At 68.2% G+C, this 19,654-nt stretch carries 20 protein-coding genes; 9 read left to right on the top strand and 11 right to left on the bottom strand.

Annotated features, from left to right (window positions below; translation table 11 throughout):
* The first annotated feature begins 6 nt into the window (after positions 1–6).
* The 4 genes from ectB to AC5Y31_RS01835 are packed head-to-tail and all read left to right on the top strand — an operon-like array spanning position 7 to position 3,069.
* Complete coding sequence (ectB, locus tag AC5Y31_RS01850; RefSeq protein WP_065025365.1) at positions 7–1,278, top strand: diaminobutyrate--2-oxoglutarate transaminase; 1,272 nt, start codon at positions 7–9, stop codon at positions 1,276–1,278.
* The gene (locus tag AC5Y31_RS01845) at positions 1,275–1,682 is read left to right on the top strand and encodes an ectoine synthase (protein WP_499977602.1); all 408 of its coding nucleotides are present in this window, start codon (positions 1,275–1,277) and stop codon (positions 1,680–1,682) included. Before ectB ends, AC5Y31_RS01845 begins: the two co-directional genes overlap by 4 nt.
* Positions 1,679–2,569: an ectoine hydroxylase gene (gene thpD / locus AC5Y31_RS01840; RefSeq protein ID WP_065025366.1), complete on the top strand. Its 891-nt coding sequence runs from the start codon at positions 1,679–1,681 to the stop codon at positions 2,567–2,569. Before AC5Y31_RS01845 ends, thpD begins: the two co-directional genes overlap by 4 nt.
* Before the next feature lie 8 nt (positions 2,570–2,577).
* On the top strand, positions 2,578–3,069 hold the full coding sequence (locus tag AC5Y31_RS01835; RefSeq protein WP_499977600.1) for a DUF3830 family protein: 492 nt from the start codon (positions 2,578–2,580) through the stop codon (positions 3,067–3,069).
* A 72-nt stretch (positions 3,070–3,141) separates the two neighbouring features.
* On the opposite strand, the gene AC5Y31_RS01830 is transcribed toward AC5Y31_RS01835, so the two are convergent.
* A complete protein-coding gene (locus AC5Y31_RS01830; protein ID WP_499977598.1) occupies positions 3,142–4,515 on the bottom strand; it encodes an amidase in 1,374 nt (457 codons plus the stop codon).
* Between the two features lie 12 nt (positions 4,516–4,527).
* A complete protein-coding gene (locus tag AC5Y31_RS01825; RefSeq protein WP_301634774.1) occupies positions 4,528–5,508 on the bottom strand; it encodes a D-2-hydroxyacid dehydrogenase in 981 nt (326 codons plus the stop codon).
* Between the two features lie 81 nt (positions 5,509–5,589).
* Here AC5Y31_RS01825 and AC5Y31_RS01820 point away from each other — a divergent pair, with 81 nt between their 5' ends.
* From AC5Y31_RS01820 to AC5Y31_RS01805, 4 genes are read left to right on the top strand one after another with little or no spacing between them, the layout of a single operon-like run.
* On the top strand, positions 5,590–6,357 hold the full coding sequence (locus AC5Y31_RS01820; RefSeq protein WP_065025369.1) for a maleate cis-trans isomerase family protein: 768 nt from the start codon (positions 5,590–5,592) through the stop codon (positions 6,355–6,357).
* Positions 6,354–7,073: an aspartate racemase/maleate isomerase family protein gene (locus AC5Y31_RS01815; RefSeq protein WP_301634771.1), complete on the top strand. Its 720-nt coding sequence runs from the start codon at positions 6,354–6,356 to the stop codon at positions 7,071–7,073. Before AC5Y31_RS01820 ends, AC5Y31_RS01815 begins: the two co-directional genes overlap by 4 nt.
* Positions 7,070–7,753, top strand: coding sequence for a GntR family transcriptional regulator (locus AC5Y31_RS01810; RefSeq protein WP_065025371.1), 684 nt, complete (start codon positions 7,070–7,072; stop codon positions 7,751–7,753). The genes AC5Y31_RS01815 and AC5Y31_RS01810 overlap by 4 nt, the downstream gene beginning before the upstream one ends.
* A complete protein-coding gene (locus AC5Y31_RS01805; protein WP_499977596.1) occupies positions 7,750–8,949 on the top strand; it encodes an MFS transporter in 1,200 nt (399 codons plus the stop codon). The genes AC5Y31_RS01810 and AC5Y31_RS01805 overlap by 4 nt, the downstream gene beginning before the upstream one ends.
* A gap of 12 nt (positions 8,950–8,961) precedes the next feature.
* Here the strand turns inward: AC5Y31_RS01805 and AC5Y31_RS01800 are convergent, their stop codons facing one another.
* The 8 genes from AC5Y31_RS01800 to AC5Y31_RS01765 form a co-directional block, all read right to left on the bottom strand.
* Positions 8,962–9,978: a 3-isopropylmalate dehydrogenase gene (locus tag AC5Y31_RS01800; RefSeq protein ID WP_301634767.1), complete on the bottom strand. Its 1,017-nt coding sequence runs from the start codon at positions 9,976–9,978 to the stop codon at positions 8,962–8,964.
* The gene (gene serA / locus AC5Y31_RS01795; RefSeq protein WP_499977593.1) at positions 9,975–11,561 is read right to left on the bottom strand and encodes a phosphoglycerate dehydrogenase; all 1,587 of its coding nucleotides are present in this window, start codon (positions 11,559–11,561) and stop codon (positions 9,975–9,977) included. The genes AC5Y31_RS01800 and serA overlap by 4 nt, the downstream gene beginning before the upstream one ends.
* A gap of 43 nt (positions 11,562–11,604) precedes the next feature.
* Positions 11,605–13,080, bottom strand: coding sequence for a biotin carboxylase (locus AC5Y31_RS01790; RefSeq protein ID WP_301634764.1), 1,476 nt, complete (start codon positions 13,078–13,080; stop codon positions 11,605–11,607).
* Between the two features lie 121 nt (positions 13,081–13,201).
* The gene (gene ilvC / locus AC5Y31_RS01785; protein ID WP_301636274.1) at positions 13,202–14,203 is read right to left on the bottom strand and encodes a ketol-acid reductoisomerase; all 1,002 of its coding nucleotides are present in this window, start codon (positions 14,201–14,203) and stop codon (positions 13,202–13,204) included.
* A 45-nt stretch (positions 14,204–14,248) separates the two neighbouring features.
* The gene (gene ilvN, locus AC5Y31_RS01780) at positions 14,249–14,761 is read right to left on the bottom strand and encodes an acetolactate synthase small subunit (RefSeq protein WP_065025377.1); all 513 of its coding nucleotides are present in this window, start codon (positions 14,759–14,761) and stop codon (positions 14,249–14,251) included.
* Positions 14,761–16,626: an acetolactate synthase large subunit gene (locus tag AC5Y31_RS01775; RefSeq protein WP_301634763.1), complete on the bottom strand. Its 1,866-nt coding sequence runs from the start codon at positions 16,624–16,626 to the stop codon at positions 14,761–14,763. The genes ilvN and AC5Y31_RS01775 overlap by 1 nt, the downstream gene beginning before the upstream one ends.
* Before the next feature lie 204 nt (positions 16,627–16,830).
* Positions 16,831–17,697, bottom strand: coding sequence for a metal-dependent hydrolase (locus AC5Y31_RS01770; protein ID WP_499977591.1), 867 nt, complete (start codon positions 17,695–17,697; stop codon positions 16,831–16,833).
* The gene (locus tag AC5Y31_RS01765) at positions 17,694–18,344 is read right to left on the bottom strand and encodes a TetR/AcrR family transcriptional regulator (protein WP_499977589.1); all 651 of its coding nucleotides are present in this window, start codon (positions 18,342–18,344) and stop codon (positions 17,694–17,696) included. The genes AC5Y31_RS01770 and AC5Y31_RS01765 overlap by 4 nt, the downstream gene beginning before the upstream one ends.
* A gap of 151 nt (positions 18,345–18,495) precedes the next feature.
* Between AC5Y31_RS01765 and AC5Y31_RS01760 the strand changes: the two genes are divergently transcribed.
* Complete coding sequence (locus AC5Y31_RS01760; protein ID WP_499978107.1) at positions 18,496–18,834, top strand: PH domain-containing protein; 339 nt, start codon at positions 18,496–18,498, stop codon at positions 18,832–18,834.
* Between the two features lies 1 nt (position 18,835).
* Here the strand turns inward: AC5Y31_RS01760 and AC5Y31_RS01755 are convergent, their stop codons facing one another.
* Positions 18,836–19,540, bottom strand: coding sequence for a DoxX family membrane protein (locus AC5Y31_RS01755; RefSeq protein ID WP_499977587.1), 705 nt, complete (start codon positions 19,538–19,540; stop codon positions 18,836–18,838).
* Positions 19,541–19,654: the final 114 nt, after the last annotated feature.

The raw sequence follows: 19,654 nt of genomic DNA, 5'->3' as shown, positions 1-19,654 counted from the left end.
GAAACCATGAGTATTTTCGAAACCCTTGAATCCGAAGTACGGAGTTATTGCCGGTCCTGGCCGGTGACATTCGACCGGGCCAAAGGTTCCCGGATCTGGGACGTCGACGGCACCGAATACGTGGACTTCTTCGCCGGCGCCGGGGCGCTGAACTACGGCCATAACCACCCGGACCTGAAGGCGCCGTTGCTGGAGTACCTCAGTTCGGACCGGGTGGTGCACAGCCTCGACATGAACACGGTGGCCAAAGGTCAGTTCCTGGAGCGGTTCGAGGAGGTGATCCTCAAGCCGCGCGGGCTGGATTACAAGGTGCAGTTCCCCGGCCCCACCGGAACCAACGCGGTGGAGTCGGCGCTGAAGCTGGCCCGCAAGGTCACCGGCAAGGAAAGCATCATCAGCTTCACCAACGCGTTCCACGGTATGACGCTGGGTTCGCTGAGCGTCACCGGCAACTCGATGAAGCGTGGCGGCGCCGGCATCCCGCTGGTGCATGCCACCCCGATGCCCTACGACAACTACCTCGACGGCGTCACCCCCGACTTCATCTGGTTCGAGCGACTGCTGCAGGACAGCGGCAGTGGGCTCAACGAGCCGGCCGCGGTGATCGTCGAGACGGTGCAGGGTGAGGGCGGAATCAATGTCGCCCGGCTGGAATGGCTGCACGGGCTGGCCGAACTCTGCAAGCGCCACGAGCTGCTGCTGATCGTCGACGATGTGCAGATGGGCTGCGGGCGCACCGGGCCGTTCTTCAGCTTCGAGGCGGCCGACATCGAGCCGGACATCGTCTGCATGTCCAAGTCGATTAGCGGATACGGCCTGCCGATGGCGCTGACGCTGTTCAAGCCCGAGCTCGACGTGTGGGAGCCCGGCGAGCACAACGGCACCTTCCGCGGCCAGAACCCGTCGTTCGTCACCGCCACCGCGGCGCTGAACTTCTGGACCGACAACCTGCTGGAAAAGCAGGTGATCCGCAAGGGCGAGCAGATCGAACAGGCGCTGACCGAGGTGATCGAGCCCTTCGACGGGGTCGAGACCCGCGGTCGCGGGCTGATCCGCGGGGTGGCGTTCGACCGGCCCGAGTTGGCCGGCGCGGTGCAGAAGGAGGCGTTCGCTCGCGGCCTGCTGTTGGAGACCTCCGGACCGGAGGGTGAGGTGGTGAAGATGATGCCGCCGTTGGTCATCGACGACGACGACCTGGCCGAAGGCCTGACGATCGCGGCCCATGCGATCGAAGCCGTAGCCGCCAAAGAACTCACTACCTCAGGAGCCAAAGGATGATCGTTCGTAGCCTCGCCGAGATCAAGGGCACCGACCGCGACGTGCAATCGAAGACCTGGAACAGCCAGCGGTTGCTGCTGGCCCGTGACGGGCAACGGTTCTCCATGCACGAGACGATCCTGTACGCCGGTACCGAGACCTCGATGTGGTACGCCAACCACGTCGAGGCGGTGTACTGCGTCGGCGGCGAAGGTGAGCTGATCAACGAGGAGACCGGTGAGGTGCACCCGCTGCGCGACGGCACCCTCTACCTGCTCGACGGGCACGAACACCACCGTGTTTCGGCCCACACCGACCTGCGCATGGTGTGCGTGTTCGACCCGCCGGTCACCGGTCAGGAGGTGCACGACGAGACCGGCGCCTACCCCCTGCTCACCGAGGAAACCCAGGAGACCGCTTCGTGACGACGGCCGTCACCGACCACTACCCCACCCGCAACAACGTCACCCTCGGCATCGAGCCGCGGCAGGACCCGGTGGTCTGGGGCACGGCGGCCAACAGCGGGCCGCTGCCGACGGCCAACGTCGAGGCGTTCGATGCCAATGGATTCCTGGCCGTCGACGCCCTGGTGGACGCCGACGTGGTTGCCGACCTCCGCAATGAGCTGGACCGGCTGCGCGCCGACCCGGTGCTGGCGGCCGACGAGCGCTCCATCTGCGAGCGGGACAGCGGGCAGATCCGGTCGATCTTCGAGGTGCACCGGATCAGCCCGGCGTTCGCCGCGCTCGTCGCCGACCCGCGTCTGGTCGGCCCGGTCCGCCAATTGCTGGGCTCGGAGGTCTACGTGCACCAGAGCCGGGTTAATTTCAAGCCAGGCTTCAATGGCCGGGAGTTCTACTGGCACTCCGATTTTGAGACCTGGCATGCCGAGGACGGCATGCCCAGCCCGCGGGCGATCAGCGTCTCGGTGGCCCTCACCGAGAACCTGGACAGCAACGGCTCGCTGATGATCATGCCGGGTTCGCACCGCTGGTTCGTGTCCTGCCCGGACGAGACGCCGCCGGATCACTACCGCTCGTCGCTGAAGCAGCAGGAGATCGGCACACCCGACGACGACAGCCTGACCTGGATGGCCGAGCAGCATGGCATCCGCCAGATCACCGGCCCGCCCGGGTCGGCGGTGTTCTTCGACAGCAACTGCATGCACGGGTCGAGCAGCAACATCACCCCGTATCCGCGCTCGAACGTCTTCATCGTCTACAACAGCGTGGAGAACACTCTGGTGGAGCCGTTTGGCGCCGCCGCCCCGCGGCCGACCTTCGTCGCCAGCCGAACCTTCGACCCGGTGTAAGGGCTGCTGTGGCGCGTTTCGTGTCGATCACGCTGACCGGCCGCGGCGTGTCGTGCCGCGCGCGGCTGCTCGACGACGAGGCGCCCCGGACCTGCGCCCTGGTCTGGGAGGCGTTGCCGCTCGCCGGCCAGGCCTACCACGGCAAATACGCCCGCAACGAGGTCTACACACTGTTGCCGCCGCTGGGCAACCCGGGGCGGGAGAACACCACGGTGACGCCGATCCCCGGCGACGTCTGCTTCTTCGGCTTTGACGCCGGCGACATCGGTAACCCCGCCTATGGTTATGACAAAGGCGGCCAAGGGAACTCACCGCTGGGCGCGACCGACCTGGCTATCTTCTACGGCCGCAACAACCTGCTGCTCAACGGTGACGTCGGTTGGGTGCCCGGCAATGTGTTCGCGACGATCGAAGAGGGTTTGGCCGAGATGGCGGCCGCGTGCAACGACCTGTGGATGGCCGGTGCCGTCGGTGAGCAGTTGGCCTTTGCCCGTTCTTAGTTCCTCCCGCGAGCAGAGACGAAAGCCCCTAAAACGCACTGAATTTGGGGGCTTCGGCGTCTGGTCGCGTGCTTAGAAGCCCAGCACCCGCTCGGCGAACAGGCCGGCCGCCAGCACCAGATCGTCACTGTGCCGCGGGCCGACGATTTGCAGGCCGATCGGCAGACCTTCGGCGGTCTTACCGATCGGGATACTCAGCGCCGGTTGCTGAGTCATGTTGAACGGGTAGGTGAACGGCGTCCACTGGGCCCACCAGCGCATGCCGGAATCGATCGGCACATCGTGCCCGGCGGTGAAGGCCGGGATCGGCACCGTGGGCGTGAGCAGCAGGTTGTGGCGTTCGTGGAAGCGCCCCAGGGCCATTCCCAGGTCCACGCAGATCTGGCGGGCGGCCAGATAGTCGACCGCCGAAACCGCCAGGCCCCGTTCCCACATCTCGGCCAGGCCGGAATCGACCAGCCCACGGTCTTTTTCGTGACCACGCAGGCTGCCTGCCGCCCCGGTCGCCCACAGCACCTCGAAGGCATCGATCGGATCGGCGAAACCGGGGTCGGCGACCAGGATGTTGAGTCCGGCATCGGCCAGCGCCTGCACCGCCGCGGCAACCGCGGCCTCGACCTGCGGGTCGACGTCGACATAGCCCAGCGTCGGCGAGTAGGCGACGTCCAGGCCGACCACTTCGCGCCGGACTTCGCCACGGTAGGTGGTCAGCGTCGGCGGTAGCGACGTCGGATCCCGATGATCGGGTAGCCCGATGATGTCCATCAGCAGTGCGGCGTCCTCGACGGTCCGGGTGAGCGGCCCGGCGTGGGCCAATGGCCCGAACGGGCTGATCGGATACATCGGGACTCGTCCGTGGGTGGGCTTGAAGCCGACCACACCGCAGAAACTCGCCGGGATGCGGATGCTGCCCCCGCCGTCGGTGCCGATCGCCAACGGCGCCATCCCGGCGGCCACCGCGGCCGCGCTGCCGCCCGACGACCCGCCCGCGGTGCACGCGGTGTCCACCGGGTTGCGGGTGATGCCGCTCCGGGGGCTGTCGGTGACGCCCTTCCACGCCAGCTCCGGGGTGGTTGTCTTGCCCAGCAGCACCATTCCGTCGTCACGCATCTTGCCGACCGCCGGGCTGTCGTCGGGCCACGGCCCGGCCGCGTCGGCGAGCAGCGATCCGCGCAGGGTGGGCCAACCGGCGGTGCGGAACACGTCTTTGACCGCGACCGGCACCCCGTCGAGCAGGCCCTTGGTGTAGTTGCCGCTCCAGCGTGCTTCGGATTTGCGGGCCGCCGACAGTGCGGCCTCCTCATCGACCAGACAGAAGGCGTTGACCTCGCCATCGCGCTCGGCGATCGCCGCAATCGCCGCGGCGGTTGCCTCAACCGGCGAGAGCTCACCAGAGGTGTAGGCGGCAACCAGTTGCAGCGCGGTCAGTTCGGTGGGATGAGTCATGTGCACGCCTCCTCAACCGGTTCCGTTCGGCGTAGTCGTCGACGGCGCGTATCCGCGGCGCTTGTCGATGACGTTGTGCAGCGGCTGACCGGACACGTACCGCCGGAAGTTCGCAATGAACTGTTGCTGCAATGCGATTCGCCAACCCGTGATGTCGCCACTGTGGTGCGGGGTCAGGCGCACGCCCGGGGTGGTCCACAGCGGGTGGTTCGGCGGCAGCGGCTCGGGGTCGACGACGTCGAGCGCCGCGCCGGCAAGGGCGCCGGCGTGCAGGGCCGACACCAGCGCCTCGGTGTCGACCAGCTCACCGCGACCGACGTTGATCAGCCGGGCGGTCGGGCGCATCGCGGCCAGCACGCCGGCGTCGACCATGCGGCGGGTCTGCGGCGTCAATGGCGCGGCCAGCACCACATAGTCGGCATCAGCGACCGCGGACGGCACGTCGGTGGTAATCGCCCCGAAGTCGGGATCCTCACGCGCTGAACGGCCGACGCCGCGTACCGACATTCCGACCGCACGCAGCAACCGCGCGATGGCCCGGCCGACCGGCCCGGGGCCGACGATGGTGACCGACGCACCGGCGATCTGCTCGGTGTCGAAGTGTTGCCACCGTCGGTCGCGCTGAGCCTCCCCGGATCGCCGGAAGTCCTTGGCGAAGGCCAGGATCTGTCCCAGCACGTATTCGGCGATGGGCTCTTCGAAGATGCCGCGGGAATTGGTCACCACGACGTCGCTGTCGATCAGGCCGTCGAACAGCACCGCGTCCACCCCGATGGCGGCAACCTGAACCCAGCGCAGTGCATCGACGGCCGGCCACACCGATTCCAGCGCGGGCGAGGAGAAGTCGTACAGGAACAGCACATCGGCGCCGGTGATCGCTTCGACCAGCCGCGCCGACGGAACCATCCGCAACTCGGCGTCTGCGCTGATCGAATCGAGTCGAGCGGGAATCGACTCGCCGTGCTGGACAGTCACCACCGGACGCGTGTCCACATTGACACGGTAAAAACAGATCGTATGATTGTCAACAATCCAGGGCTGGCCTGGGGGTGGAACGTCAGTATGGGGAAACCCATGGATCTGTCCCTGTTTCCGGGAGTACCGGATTTCGACGGGCTGGTCGATCAGCGCGATGTCGGCATCATCGCGCCCTTCGATCTGGCGATCGAGCGTGAGCTGTGGCGCTGGATCCCCGCCGAGGTGGCGCTGCACCTCGCGCGCACCCACTACGAGCCGGTGCCGGTGAGCCGGGCGATGGCCGAACTGGTCTCCGACACCAACCACCTGCAGGCCGCCACCCGCGACGTTCTGCACGTCGAACCGGAGGTGGTCGCCTACCTGTGCGCATCGGGCAGCTTCATCCGCGGTGTCGACTACGAGAAGACCCTGGTCACCGCGATCGAAACGGCGGGCGCCAAGGCCGCGGTCACCACCTCGGGGGCACTGGCCGAGGCGCTCATCGCGCTGGACATCTCCCGGGTGTGCGTGCTGACCCCCTACGACGCCGAACTCACCGATCTGCTGCGGGCGTTCTTGACCGAACTGGGGGTGACGGTGCTGCATTCGGATCACCTGGGCCTGGGCGGCGGCATCTGGAAGGTGAACTACCGCACGGTGGCCGAACGGATTCTCGCCGCCGACCGTCCCGACGCCCAGGCGATCTTCGTCAGCTGCACCAATCTGCGCACCTACGACATCATCGCGCCGTTGGAGGAGATGCTCGGCAAACCGATCCTGACGGCGAACCAACTGACGATGTGGGCGTGCCTGGGGCGGATGAACCTGCCGATGATGGGCCCCGGCAAATGGCTGCGGGACGTCTTCACCGGAGCCCCGCAATGAGCGGCGTCGGCTGCGTGGGTTTTATCTACCCCGATCACGCCGCGGAATCCGACTACGGCCACGCCGCCCGGCTGCTCGGGACGGACCTGCCCGTCGTGCACATCTACGGCACCGACCTGCATGCCGTGCCGGAGCTGATGGATCTCGGCAGCCCGGCCAAGCTCGCGCAGGGCGCCGCGCTGCTGGCCGCACAGCAGCCGGCCGCCGTGGTCTGGGCCTGCACCTCGGGCAGCTTCGTGTTCGGCCCCGACGGCGCCGCCGACCAGGTCGACCGGCTGGCCGCCGAAGCCGGTGTGCCCGCCTCGAGCACATCGTTCGCCTTCGTGCACGCCCTGGCCGCACTGGGCTGCCGACGCGTTGCGGTCGCAGCCAGCTATCCGCGCGACATCGCCGAACTGTTCGCGAATTTCATTGCCGCCCATGGCGTCACCGTCGCGGCAACGGGCGATGCCGGTATCCCCACCGCCGCCGAGGTCGGCCGCCTCACCCGGTCGCAGATCCGGGACCTCGCGCTGGGCAATGACGTGCCGGACACCGATGCGCTGTTGATCCCCGACACCGCCATGCACACCATCGCCCAAGTCGACGAGCTCGAGCGGCTGCTCGGCAAGCCGGTGCTGACCGCCAACGCGGTGACGGTGTGGGAGGGTCTGCGTATCGCCGGAATAGCCGGGCGGGCAACGGGACTCGGCACATTGTTCGAGGACAGCCCATGACACTGTCACGAGACGCCGGGTTCGAGCCGTTGAGCAGGCCTTCCACGCCGGAGCTGATCGCCGAGCGGCTCCGTGCGGCGATCATCCGCGGCCGGCTGGCGCCGGGTCAGCAGCTCGGCGAGGCGAGCCTGGCCGCGCAGTTCGAGGTGTCCCGCGGTCCGTTGCGCGAAGCGATGCAGCGTCTGGTGGCCGAGGGACTGCTGCGCAGCGAACGCAATCGGGGCATCTTCGTCGTCGAGCTCACCGACGACGACGTGCGCGATGTCTACCAGGCACGCAAGACCATTGAACGGGCCGCGGTGACCGAAGTGCTGCGCGGCGATCCCGGGGCCGCCGCGGCCCGGCTGCGCGCACCGGTGGAGGCCATGCGCGTTGCCGCCACCCGGGGTGACGAGGCCGCGGCGGCCGACGCCGACCAGGAGTTCCACGAGGTGCTCGTCGATTGCGCGGGCAGCCCACGGTTGCACCGGGCAATGCGCACCCTGTTGTCGGAGACCCGGATCCTGCTCGGCGAACTCGAAGAGGCCTACCCCGATCTGGGTGAACAGGTCACCGAACATGTGGTGTTGCGCAAGGCGATCGGCGACGGCAACGAAGCCGTCGCGATCCGGCTGATCGAGGAGCACATGGATGATGCGGTCCGCCGGCTGCTGGTACGGCGTGCGACGATCACCGGGTGACCGCTGACGCGATAAGTAGCGCGCGCCGCTGGTCGATCCTGGGATTGGCGCTGACGGCCACCATGTGCGCCAACGTGTTCATCAACGGTGTGGCGTTCCTCATCCCGACCCTGCACAACGACCGCGGCCTGGATCTGGCCCGGGCCGGGCTGCTGTCCTCGTTGCCGAGCTTCGGTCTGGTGGCCACGCTGATCGCCTGGGGTTATCTGGTGGACCGGCTGGGTGAGCGGCTGGTGCTGGTAACGGGCTCGGCGCTGACCGCGCTGGCGGCGTTCGGGGCCGCGGCCGCTTCCTCGGGGGGCTCACTTACCGCGACCGGCGCCTTCCTGCTGCTGGGCGGCATGGCCGCGGCCAGCAGCAACACCGCGAGCGGCCGGCTGGTGGTGGGTTGGTTTCCCGCGCATCAGCGCGGCCTGGCGATGGGCATCCGACAGACCGCACAGCCCTTGGGAGTCGCACTGGGCGCCTTGGTGATTCCGCGCCTGGCCGAACACCACGGCATCGGCGTGGCGTTGCTGTTCCCCGCTGCGGTGTGTGCGGCCGCGGCACTGGCCTGCGCGGTGGGGGTCAGTGACCCGCCCCGTCCACCGCGCGCCGACGCACCGGCCGAGCACCTGGCCAATCCCTACCGCGGGTCGGTGTTGCTGGTGCGGATCCACGCGATGTCGGTGCTGCTGGTGGTGCCGCAGGTCATGGTGTGGACGTTCATGCTGGTATGGCTGATGTCCGAGCGGGGCTGGTCGGCCGGCGCGGCCGGCGTCCTGGTCACCGTCAGCCAACTGTTGGGAGCGGCAGGCCGGATCGGGGCCGGACGCTGGTCGGACCGGGTCGGGTCCCGGCTGCGGCCGGTGCGCACCATCGCCGTCGCCGCTGCTGTGACCATGCTGGCGTTGGCGGTGACCGCCTGGGCCGGCTCGCCGATCAGTGTGGCGCTCATCGTGGTGGCGTCGGTGATCACGGTGTCGGACAACGGATTGGCGTTCACCGCGATCGCCGAGATCGCCGGACCGTTCTGGAGCGGGCGGGCGTTGGGCGCCCAGAACACCAGCCAACACTTCGCGGGCGGGTTGGCACCGCCGTTGTTCGGCACCCTGATCGGCGTGGCCGGCTATCCCCTGGCGTTCGCGGTCTGCGCGCTGTTCCCGCTGGCCGCGCTGCCGGTGGTGCCCGCCGACCCCGACCGCCCCGCAGAGTAAAACGCGGAATACCTAGAGCAGGCCCAGAATCCGATCGCCCGTGGCGACCGTGGACAGCTTCTGCGCACCGCGGGTGGCCAGGTGCTGCTCGACGGCCGCGTCCACCCGGTCGGCGGCGGCGTGCTCACCGATGTGGTTGAGCAGCATGGCCACTGACGTCACCGCCGCGGTCGGGTCGGCGATACCCTGCCCGGCGATGTCGGGGGCGCTGCCGTGCACCGGCTCGAACATCGACGGGTTGGCTCCGGTGGCGTCGATGTTGCCGCTGGCCGCCAGCCCGATTCCGCCGCACACCGCCCCGGCCAGGTCGGTGATGATGTCGCCGAACAGGTTGTCGCTGACGATCACATCGAACCGGCCGGGATCGGTGACCAAATAGATGGTGGCGGCGTCGACGTGGGTGTAGGCCGTCTCGACGTCCGGATACTCCTTGCCGATCTCGGCCACCGTGCGCGTCCACAGCGACCCGGCGTAGGTCAGCACATTGTTCTTGTGCACCAGGGTCAGGTGCTTGCGCCGGGCGCGCGCCTTCTCGAACGCGAAGCGCACCACCCGGGCCACGCCGTAGGCGGTGTTGACGCTGACCTCGGTGGCGACCTCGTGCTCGGTGCCGATCCGCAGCGCCCCGCCGTTGCCGGTGTAGGGCCCCTCGGTGCCCTCGCGCACCACCACGAAGTCGATGGCCGGCGGATCGGCCAGCGGGCTTGTCACCCCCGGGTAGAGCCGGCTGGGGCGCAGGTTGACGTGGTGGTCGAGGGCGAACCGGGCGTGCAGCAACAGGCCGCGCTCGAGCACGCCCGAGGGCACCGACGGGTCGCCGATCGCCCCGAGCAGGATCACGTCGTGGCCGCGGAGTTCGTCGAGCACCGAATCCGGCAGCACCTCACCGGTGGCGTGATAGCGCTTGGCGCCCAGGTCGTAGCTGGTCTTCTCGGTGCCGGGCAGCACCGCGTCGAGCACCTTCACGGCTTCGGCGATGACTTCCGGGCCGATGCCATCACCGGGGATGATCGCGAGTTTGACGCTCATGACAGGTCGACCTCTTCGATCACGTTGGCGCTGACGGCCGCGCTGATCGCCGACTGCACCTCGGGGGGCACCGGGCGGTCTACCCGCAGCAGGATCGTCGCCGCCGGTCCCTCGGCGTCTTCGGAGAGTTGCGCCGCGTGGATGTTGATACCCGCTGATCCCAGCAGGGTGCCGATCTTGCCCAGCGCGCCGGGCTGATCGGAGTAGTTGATGATCAGGTTGACGCCCTGCGCCCGCAGGTCGAAGTTGCGGCCGTTGATGGTGACGATCTTCTCCACCAGCTGCGGACCCGACAGGGTGCCGGCCACCATGACCGCCGACCCGTCGGCGGTGACGGCCCGCAGCTCGACGACGCTGCGGTGGTTGGGGCTCTCCGAGGCGGTGCCGATCTCGGCGTCCACCCCGCGGTCGGCGGCCAGGGCCGGCGCGTTGACGAACGTCACCGGGTCCTCGATGACCGCCGAGAACAGTCCGCGCAGTGCCGAAAGCTTCAGGATCCCCACGTCTTCGGAGGCCAGCTCGCCGCGCACCTGAACACTCAGTGAGACCGGCAGCCCGTCGGAGAGCACACCGGCCAACAGGCCGAGCTTACGCACCAGGTCCAGCCAGGGTGCGACCTCCTCGTTGACCGCGCCGCCGCCGACGTTGACCGCGTCCGGCACGAATTCGCCGGCCAGCGCCAGCTTCACGCTCTTGGCGACATCGGTGCCGGCCCGGTCTTGCGCCTGGGAGGTGGAGGCGCCCAGGTGCGGGGTCACCACCACCTGCGGCAAGTCGAACAACGGCGAGTCGGTGCACGGCTCGGTGGCGAACACGTCCAGGCCGGCGCCACGGACGTGGCCGCTGGTGATGGCCTCGGCCAGGGCGGCCTCGTCGATCAGCCCGCCGCGGGCGGCGTTGACGATGATCACCCCCGGCTTGGTCTTGGCCAGCGCCTCCTTACCGATCAGGCCCGCCGTCTCGGGGGTCTTGGGCAGGTGCACCGAGATGAAGTCGGCGCGGGCCAGCAGCTCATCGAGGGACAGCAGCTCAATGCCCAGTTGGGCGGCCCGCGCGGCCGACACGTACGGGTCATAGGCGACGATGTGGGCGCCGAACGCGGCCAGGCGCGCCGCGACCAGCTGGCCGATTCGGCCCAGGCCGACCACGCCGACGGTGTGGTCGAAGATTTCGGTGCCCGAGAACGACGAGCGCTTCCACTCGCGGCCGTGCAGGGAGGCGTCGGCGGCCGGGATCTGTCGGGCGGCGGCCAGCATCAGCGCGATCGCGTGCTCGGCGGCGCTGTGGATGTTCGAGGTCGGAGCGTTGACCACCAGCACGCCGCGCGCGGTGGCGGCGTCGACGTCGACGTTGTCCAGGCCGACACCGGCGCGCGCCACGATCTTGAGCTTGGTGCCGGCGGCGAGTACCTCCGCATCGACGGTGGTTGCCGAGCGCACCAGCAAGGCGTCGGCGTCGGGGACGGCCGCCAGCAGCTTCTCCCGGTCCGGGCCGTCCACCCAGCGCACCTCGACCTGGTCACCCAGGGCGGCCACGGTGGATTGGGCGAGTTTGTCAGCGATCAAAACCACGGGCAGAGTCACCCGGACAGCCTAACGATGGCTGCCGGGACGGCGGAGCCGGGCGTCACGCACGAGCCACGAGCCGCGCAACGGTCGGCTCCCCCGGTGTCAGGCGTGTCGAGCGGAATTGGGCTTTGATGCCCTCGACCCAGCGCCGACACCGCTCGGTGAGCCGATAGTCCTTAGTCTGCAGGTGCCCGCGGGTGACCAGCACACCGAGTTCGGCACCCTTGCAGCGCACGTCACCGGGCGCCGCGACGCGCATGTAGAACGCCTCCGACTCGTCCATCAGCGACGCCCAGTCGTTGGCGGGGCGGGCAAAAGACACCCGCCCATCGTCATCCAGGCGCCAAATCCCGGTACGTGGGGTGGCGGTTAGCAACTCGACGTGCGACGAGGTCTCCCAGATCATCAACTGGCTCCAGACGTCGTCGTCGCCGTAGCCGCGCTCCCAGCGCGCGTTGATCTCGTCGACGTCGAGCTCGTAGTCCACGCCCAGATACTCCAGCAGGTGGAACAGGAACAACGGCACGTCGGCGTACGCCTCGGTGGTCAGGTTCGTCATCGGGCTCACGCCGCTCAGGCGAGGATTCACCTCGCCGAGGTACAGCTCGTCGGAGTCCAGGTCGTGCAGCAGGTCCACCTCGAAGTAGCCGCGGTACCCCTCGCGGCGGAGGCGATCGCCAAGTTTGCGCACCATTGCTCGCGCGGTGTGCGTCTGGTCCGGCGTCAGAACCCCGCGCCACACATCGTTGCCGCACCAACCGCCCTTGTAGGGCGTCAGCTCGGGATAGCCGACCAGACTCGACATCGCGGGGCCGACGACGGTGCCGTGGCGCGTCACGACGCCCTCGAGGCACACCTCGACATTGCGGATGCGCTTCATCACCTTGAGTTCTTGGCCGGCCAGGTCACCGGTGTGCCGGTCCCAATCGCGTTGGCCGCGCAGGAAATACGTCGTCGTTCCGGCGTCTCCATAGGCGGACTGCACGACGAGGTTCTCCCCCAGCCCGCCGCTGTGCGCCAGCACCAACAGGTCGTCGTAGGAGCTCGCCCGCCCGATCACGTTCGGCACGCTCGACACACCGGCCTTCTGGGCCAGGCGCGTCATGACGATCTTGGAGCCCAGGCGGCGGCGCAGCTCCGCCGACGGCTGCATGACCTCGAGGCCGACCTCGTGCGCGAGGGCGTGGGTTGCCTCATCGAGCATCACGAAGCAAGCCTGGCCGCCCGGGCCGCGGCGCGCGATGAATTCCAGGGTCTCGGGGTCGCGCAGCAGGTAGTTGCAGACGTCCTCCATGGAGTCGAAATCCATGCGGTTGCGCCGTCGGGGCACGAACACGCGCGGATGTTCGCCCTCGAACGAGTCGAAATAGGTCAGGTAGAAGAAGTTCCGTACCCAGCGGTCGATGCCCAGCAAGTTGAACGGGGTCGGCGAGATGAAGTACAGCGGAACGGTGTTGGTGTGAAAGAACGCCCGGATGTCCGAGAGGCCGCGCAGCGGGCGGCGCGGCTTGAGCTGCGACCCACCGGTGTGCATTCCAACAGTGTGCACCGGTGGGAGAGCGGGGCCACGGGATTGGCCCTGACCGCCGCGAGATTGAAGCCACGCAGGCGTCCTCTCGGACATTGCCTGCGCGGCTTCAATCTCGGCGCAAAAACTAGGCCGTCTCGGTGATGGGCCGGTCCACCCAGCTCATCAGGTCGCGCAGCTTCTTGCCGGTGACCTCGATCGGGTGCTCGGCGTTCTCCTTGCGCAGCCCCTCGAGTTCCTTGTTGCCGCCTTCGACGTTGGCGACCAGGCGCTTGACGAAGGTGCCGTCCTGGATGTCGGAGAGGATGTCGCGCATCCGCTGTTTGGTGTCGGCGTCGATCACCCGCGGCCCGGACAGGTACCCGCCGTACTCCGCGGTGTCGGAAACCGAGTAGTTCATCCGGGCGATGCCGCCCTCGTACATCAGGTCGACGATCAGCTTGAGTTCGTGCAGCACCTCGAAGTAGGCCATCTCCGGGGCGTAGCCGGCCTCGACCATGACCTCGAAGCCGGCCTTGACCAACTCCTCGGTGCCGCCGCACAGCACGGCCTGCTCACCGAACAGGTCGGTCTCGGTCTCCTCCTTGAAGGTGGTCTTGATGACGCCGGCCCGGGTGCCGCCGATGCCCTTGGCGTACGACAGCGCCAGCGCCTCACCGGCGCCGGTCGGGTCTTGGGCGACCGCGATCAGCGAGGGCACGCCCTTGCCGTCAACGAACTGGCGGCGCACCAGGTGCCCCGGCCCCTTCGGTGCGACCATCCCGACGGTGATGTCGGCGGCCGGCTTGATCAGACCGAAGTGGATGTTCAGGCCGTGGCCGAAGAACAGTGCGTCACCGGCCTTCAGGTTGGGCTCGATGTCGTTGGTGAAGATCTCGGCCTGCGCGGTGTCCGGCGCCAGCAGCATGATCACGTCGGCCCACTTGGCGACCTCGGCCGGGGTGTCGACCTCCAGGCCCTGCTCGGAGACCTTGGCCCGCGACTTGGAGCCCTCCTTGAGGCCCACCTTCACCTGCACGCCGGAGTCGCGCAGGCTCAGCGAGTGCGCGTGGCCCTGGCTGCCGTAGCCGATCACACCGACCTTGCGGCCCTGGATGATCGACAGGTCGGCGTCGTCGTCGTAGAACATCTCAACTGCCACTTTGTGTCACTTCTTTCTATCTCTTCTGGGGGACTATTTGGTCGTGCCGATGCCGCGCGGACCGCGGGACAACGATACGAGACCCGATTGGACGATCTCGCGGATGCCATAGGGCTCCAGCACCCGCAGCAGCGCCTCGAACTTGGCCGGGGTGCCGGTGGCTTCGATGATCAGCGACTCCGGCGAGACGTCGATCACCCTGGCGCGGAACAGGTTCACCGCCTCGACGATCTGGCCACGAGTACCGGCGTCGGCGCGGACCTTGATCAGCGCGATCTCGCGGGAGACCGAGTTGTCGTCCTCCTGCTCGACGATCTTGATGACGTTGATCAGTTTGTTGAGCTGCTTGGTGATCTGCTCGAGCGGGGTGTCCTCCACCGAGACGACGATTGTCATCCGCGACATGTTCTTGGTCTCGGTGGCGCCGACGGCCAGTGACTCGATGTTGAAGCCGCGCCGGGAGAACAGCGCCGCCACCCGGGCCAGCACGCCGGGTTTGTCCTCGACCAGCACCGACAGGGTGTGGGTTTTCCAGCCGGTTGTCATCAGGCGTGCCCCTCGTTGTCCTCGTCGTCGAACAGCGGCCGGATACCGCGGGCGGCCTGGATCTCGTCGTTGCTGGTGCCGGCGGCCACCATCGGCCACACCTGCGCGTCGGCGCCGACGATGAAGTCGATCACCACCGGGCGGTCCGTGATCGCCCGGGCCGCCTTGATCACGTCTTCGACGTCTTCTTCACGCTCGCAACGCAATCCGACGCAGCCGAACGCCTCGGCCAGCATCACGAAGTCGGGAATGCGGTGCGAGTGGGTGGCCAGGTCGGTCTGGCTGTAGCGCTCCCCGTAGAACAGGGTCTGCCATTGGCGCACCATGCCCAGGTTGCCGTTGTTGATCAGCGCGACCTTGATCGGGATGCCCTCGATCGCACAGGTCGCCAGCTCCTGGTTGGTCATCTGGAAGCAGCCGTCGCCGTCGATCGCCCACACCTCGGCGTCCGGGCGGCCCATCTTGGCCCCCATCGCCGCCGGGATCGCGAAGCCCATGGTGCCCAGTCCCCCGGAGTTCAGCCAGGTGCGCGGCTTCTCGTACTTGACGAACTGCGCCGCCCACATCTGGTGCTGGCCCACGCCGGCGACGTACAGCGCCTCGGGTCCGGCGATCTGGCCCAATTTCTCGATCACGAACTCCGGACCGAGGCTGCCGTCGCTCTGCGGGCCGTAGCTCAGCGGGTAGGTGGAGCGCACGTCGTCGAGGTAGGCCCACCACTCGTCCAAGTCCAGCGACAGCTTCTCGGTGCGCAGCGCGGCGATCAGCTCGGTGATGACGGCCTTGACGTCGCCCACGATCGGCACGTCGGCATGCCGGTTCTTGCCGATCTCGGCCGGGTCGATGTCGGCGTGGATGACCTTGGCGTCCGGGGCGAACGAGTCCAGCTGGCCGGTGACCCGGTCGTCGAAGCGGGCGCCGAGGGTGATCAGCAGATCGGAGCGCTGCAGGCCGGCCACCGCCGACACCGTGCCGTGCATACCGGGCATGCCCAGGTGCTGGCGGTGGCTGTCCGGGAAGGCGCCGCGCGCCATCAGGGTGGTGACCACCGGGATGTTGGTCAGCTCGGCCAGCTCACGCAGCTCCGCGCAGGCGTCGCCGCGGATCACTCCGCCGCCGGTGTAGAGCACCGGCCGGCGCGCCGCGGCGATCAGCCTGGCGGCCTCCCGGATCTGCCGGTTGTGCGGTTTGGTGGTGGGCTTGTAGCCGGGCAGGTCCAGCTTCGGCGGCCAGGCGAAGGTGCATTGGCCCTGCAGGATGTCCTTGGGGATATCAACCAGAACTGCTCCAGGCCGTCCGCTTGCCGCGATGTGGAATGCCTCGGCGATCACCCGGGGGATGTCGTCGCCGTTGCGGACCAGGAAATTGTGCTTGGTGATCGGCATGGTGATGCCGGAGATGTCGGCCTCCTGGAAGGCATCGGTGCCGATCAGGGACCGCCCGACCTGACCGGTGATGGCGACCACCGGGATCGAGTCCATCTGCGCGTCGGCCAGCGGGGTGACCAGGTTGGTGGCGCCCGGCCCCGAGGTGGCCATCATGACCCCCACTCGCCCGGTGGCATGCGCGTAACCGCTGGCGGCGTGCCCGGCGCCCTGCTCGTGACGGACCAGCACGTGGCGCAGCTTCTTGGAGTCGAACAGCGGGTCATAGACCGGCAGCACCGCACCACCGGGGATACCGAAGATGACGTCGACGTCGAGTTCCTCCAGCGACCGGATCACCGACTGGGCACCGGTCAGCTGCTCGGGTGCGACGCGCCGGGCCGCGGGTTTGGCTTTCTCGGCGGAGGGGCCCCCGTTGGCCGGCTGCGGCCCCTCGGTGGCGGCCGACCGCTGCGACGGTCGCGTGGTGGGTGCGCTCACGGTTTCCTCTTTGTCTCTGGTGAATTGGACTGGTGGCAACAAAAAACCCCCGCCAGCTCAGCTGCTGCACGAGGGTTGCGCGTTGGTGGTTGAAAGCTCAGGCAACAACCAACGCGCAGGGGGCTACTACGAGCATGCCGTTGTCCATAGCCGAAGACGGTAGTCGCTGCACCGACCGGGCGTCAAATGACTCCCTTGGTGCGCTCAGTGCAAATGGCCGGCAAGTGATCCCTGTTCACCGAACAGCGCCGCCGTCCAGTGCTCCAGCAGCGCGGTGTTGTCATGGTCGTCGGGGTGAAAGCCGTACCGGTTGTAGTCGCCGAGCCGGCGGAACACGGCCCGGGTCAGAAACGGCGAATGGCGCAGGGCGGCAAAGCTGCGGACGAGGCGCACCGGGTTGTAGGCGGCCCGGTCGGAGAACAGCGAGATGAGCGAGTAGATGACCACGCTCAGCGGGAAGGTGAGCCGGATCACCCGCATCACCCGGATGCGCCGTTTCTCGCTGCCGCCGACCGCCCGGTAGACGTCGAAGGCCACCGACCGGTGCTCGGACTCCTCCACGGCGTGCCACAGCAGCATGGACCGCACCTCGGATTCCCCGAGCAGGGCCTGGGCGCGTTCGTCGCTGAGCAGGGTCTCGGCGAACACCGCGGTGAAATGCTCGTCGGCCGCGGTCATGGCCAAACGGCTCAGCGGGGACAGCCGCCGCTCGACGAACTTCAGCTGGCGGCGGACCATGCGATCCACCCGAGCGGTGGGGTAACCCATCTGGCCCAGCCGCTCGTTGAGCTCGCGATGTTCACGGCCATGCGAAACCTCTTGGCCGACAAACCCTTTGACTCTTTCCTTGAGCTCCGGATCGGTGATCTGGTCGGCGAAGTGGCGCACCGAGCGCACGAAGAAGTCCTCGCCCTCGGGAAACACCGCCGACAGGTGGGCGATGACGTGGCTCATCACCAGGTCGCCGGCGACGTAGTGCCGATCCAGCGAGGCGACCGGGTAGTTGAACCGGATGCGACGCGGGTGCACCGCCGGCCGTGCGGGATGGTGGCCGTTCTGGTCGGCGGTCATGGCGCCTCCTGTGGTTGTCGGTCTGCCGGGCCGGCCACCAGCGGTCGGGCCAGCGTCTTGAAGGTGTCGAGAATGTCGTTGGCGGCCAACGGTTCGTAGCCGTCGATCAAGCGCGACATCGCCAGGCCGTTCATCAGCGCGAAAGCCATCTGCAGGCCGACGCGCGACTGTGCCGTGGCGGTACTTTCCGGGCCGGCGGGGGCCAGCAGTTGGGCGTACACCCGCTCGCAGGCTTCCGCGAACTGCCGGTCGGTTTCGATGATCGCCGGCGCCAGGTCGGGGTCGGTGCGAGCCGCCACCCACAGTTCATGCGTTGCGGTGAAGGTCGGGCCGGAAAACATCGACCACAGCAGGTCGAAGGCCTCGTCGAGCCTGTCGGCGGCGGGTTCGAGGCCCGCCATCAAGAGCTCGAACTCCTCGATCCGGCGGTTCAGCGCGAACTCGATCGCGGCGGTCAACAGCCCGACCTTGCTCGGAAAGTGACCCTGCAGCGCCCCCACCGACACCCCGGCGCGGCGGGCCACCTCGGTGGTCGTGGTGCCCTTGAAGCCGACCTCGACCAGCGCGTCAAGCGTCGCGTCCAGCAGCGCGTGCCGGGTCCCCGCGGTCCGCTCCGCCTGGGTCCGGCGAGGTCTGGTCGGCGCCATGGGGCCATCATGCGCTACTTAAAATAAGTAGTCAATATTTTTTGTTCCGGCTTTCGGCCGCGAGCGGCACGACCGGTTCCGGCGGTGACATCATGCGAGGGTGGCCACCCACTCCTCCGATCCCGCACCGTTGGTGATCCGAATCTCGCCGATGGCGCACTTCGCGGTCGGTTTCCTGGCCCTGGGCTTGCTGATACCGGTCCTGACCTGGCCGGTCACCGCGCCGGTACTGGTGCTGCCAGTGCTGGCCTCGACGCTGATCGCCCGGTGGCGGACCGTCGCCGACGCACGCCAGGTCACCGTGCGGACCCTGCTCGGCAGCCGCTCGGTGGACTGGGACGATATCGCCGGGCTGGGGTTCAACCGGGGGTCGTGGGCGCGGGCGCACCTGCACGACGGCGAGCAACTGCGCTTGCCGGCGGTCAGCTTCGCCACCCTGCCGCTGCTCACCGAAGCCAGTGGCGGGCGGGTACCCAACCCGTATCGGTGAGTCAGCCGATCGGGTTCGCCCCGTTGAGGAAGATCCACATCGCCACGCCGCCGGCGATCCCGAGCAGCAACGCCGCGATCGACCCGATGAAGGGCCGCCGGGCCCAGCCGCGGTCACCGTCGAGCCCGTACCGGCCCGGTCCGACCAGCACGATCGCCACCGCCACCACGATCAGCATCAGGTGGAATTCGTGACCGTTGGGCAGGAAGAACTCGAAGCGGCCCGGGCTCTGCGACGAGACGCCGGCGAGCACGCCGTTGATCAGGTACGCCAGGGCGCCGGCGGCGGCCAGCGGGGTGAACAGACCCAGCACCAGCAGCAGCCCGGCGGCGATCTGCCCGCCACCGGCGGCGTAGGTCAGGATGTCGGCGTGCTGGTAGCCGGCGTCGGCGATCGAACTCTTGAATCCGGTCACGCCTTGGCCGCCCCACCAGCCGAACAGCTGACGCAGACCGTGGGCCACCAGCAGCACGCCCAGGCCCACCCGCAGGATCAGCAGGCCCAGATCTTGGGTTCCGCGCCGGTCCATCACCCGGAACGGATCCTCGGTGTCAGCGCCGACCGGACCGGGCACCCGCCCGGCGGGGGCCTGCGGTTCGGCGTACGGCAGCGGGTTGTAGTCGCCGCCGAGGGGACGGGAGCCGGTCGGGTCATAGGGCGGGATAGCAGCAGTCTCGAAATCACCGGTATAAGTCGGCGATGGCATGTCGTCCTCCGGATCTACCAGACGTGCCGACTCGGGACGTCCTTTGTCTGCGTCGGCAGCTCCACCGGGCCGACGCCAGTGTGAGCCCTCACCTTGACTCTTCACCCTGCAAGG

The organism is Mycobacterium sp. NGS18 (genome assembly GCF_059813185.1).
This window is presented reverse-complemented; position numbering and strand designations above follow the sequence as displayed.

What these genes read in the sequence shown, in the direction of transcription:
- AC5Y31_RS01800 (WP_301634767.1), bottom strand. Translation starts at nt 9,978, where the DNA reads ATGAGCGTCAAACTCGCGATCATCCCCGGTGATGGCATCGGCCCGGAA.
- AC5Y31_RS01820 (WP_065025369.1), top strand. Translation starts at nt 5,590, where the DNA reads ATGGATCTGTCCCTGTTTCCGGGAGTACCGGATTTCGACGGGCTGGTC.
- AC5Y31_RS01755 (WP_499977587.1), bottom strand. Translation starts at nt 19,540, where the DNA reads ATGCCATCGCCGACTTATACCGGTGATTTCGAGACTGCTGCTATCCCG.
- AC5Y31_RS01845 (WP_499977602.1), top strand. Translation starts at nt 1,275, where the DNA reads ATGATCGTTCGTAGCCTCGCCGAGATCAAGGGCACCGACCGCGACGTG.
- AC5Y31_RS01765 (WP_499977589.1), bottom strand. Translation starts at nt 18,344, where the DNA reads ATGGCGCCGACCAGACCTCGCCGGACCCAGGCGGAGCGGACCGCGGGG.
- ilvC (WP_301636274.1), bottom strand. Translation starts at nt 14,203, where the DNA reads ATGTTCTACGACGACGACGCCGACCTGTCGATCATCCAGGGCCGCAAG.
- AC5Y31_RS01760 (WP_499978107.1), top strand. Translation starts at nt 18,496, where the DNA reads ATGGCGCACTTCGCGGTCGGTTTCCTGGCCCTGGGCTTGCTGATACCG.
- AC5Y31_RS01770 (WP_499977591.1), bottom strand. Translation starts at nt 17,697, where the DNA reads ATGACCGCCGACCAGAACGGCCACCATCCCGCACGGCCGGCGGTGCAC.
- ilvN (WP_065025377.1), bottom strand. Translation starts at nt 14,761, where the DNA reads ATGACAACCGGCTGGAAAACCCACACCCTGTCGGTGCTGGTCGAGGAC.
- AC5Y31_RS01810 (WP_065025371.1), top strand. Translation starts at nt 7,070, where the DNA reads ATGACACTGTCACGAGACGCCGGGTTCGAGCCGTTGAGCAGGCCTTCC.
- AC5Y31_RS01790 (WP_301634764.1), bottom strand. Translation starts at nt 13,080, where the DNA reads ATGCACACCGGTGGGTCGCAGCTCAAGCCGCGCCGCCCGCTGCGCGGC.
- ectB (WP_065025365.1), top strand. Translation starts at nt 7, where the DNA reads ATGAGTATTTTCGAAACCCTTGAATCCGAAGTACGGAGTTATTGCCGG.
- AC5Y31_RS01830 (WP_499977598.1), bottom strand. Translation starts at nt 4,515, where the DNA reads ATGACTCATCCCACCGAACTGACCGCGCTGCAACTGGTTGCCGCCTAC.
- AC5Y31_RS01815 (WP_301634771.1), top strand. Translation starts at nt 6,354, where the DNA reads ATGAGCGGCGTCGGCTGCGTGGGTTTTATCTACCCCGATCACGCCGCG.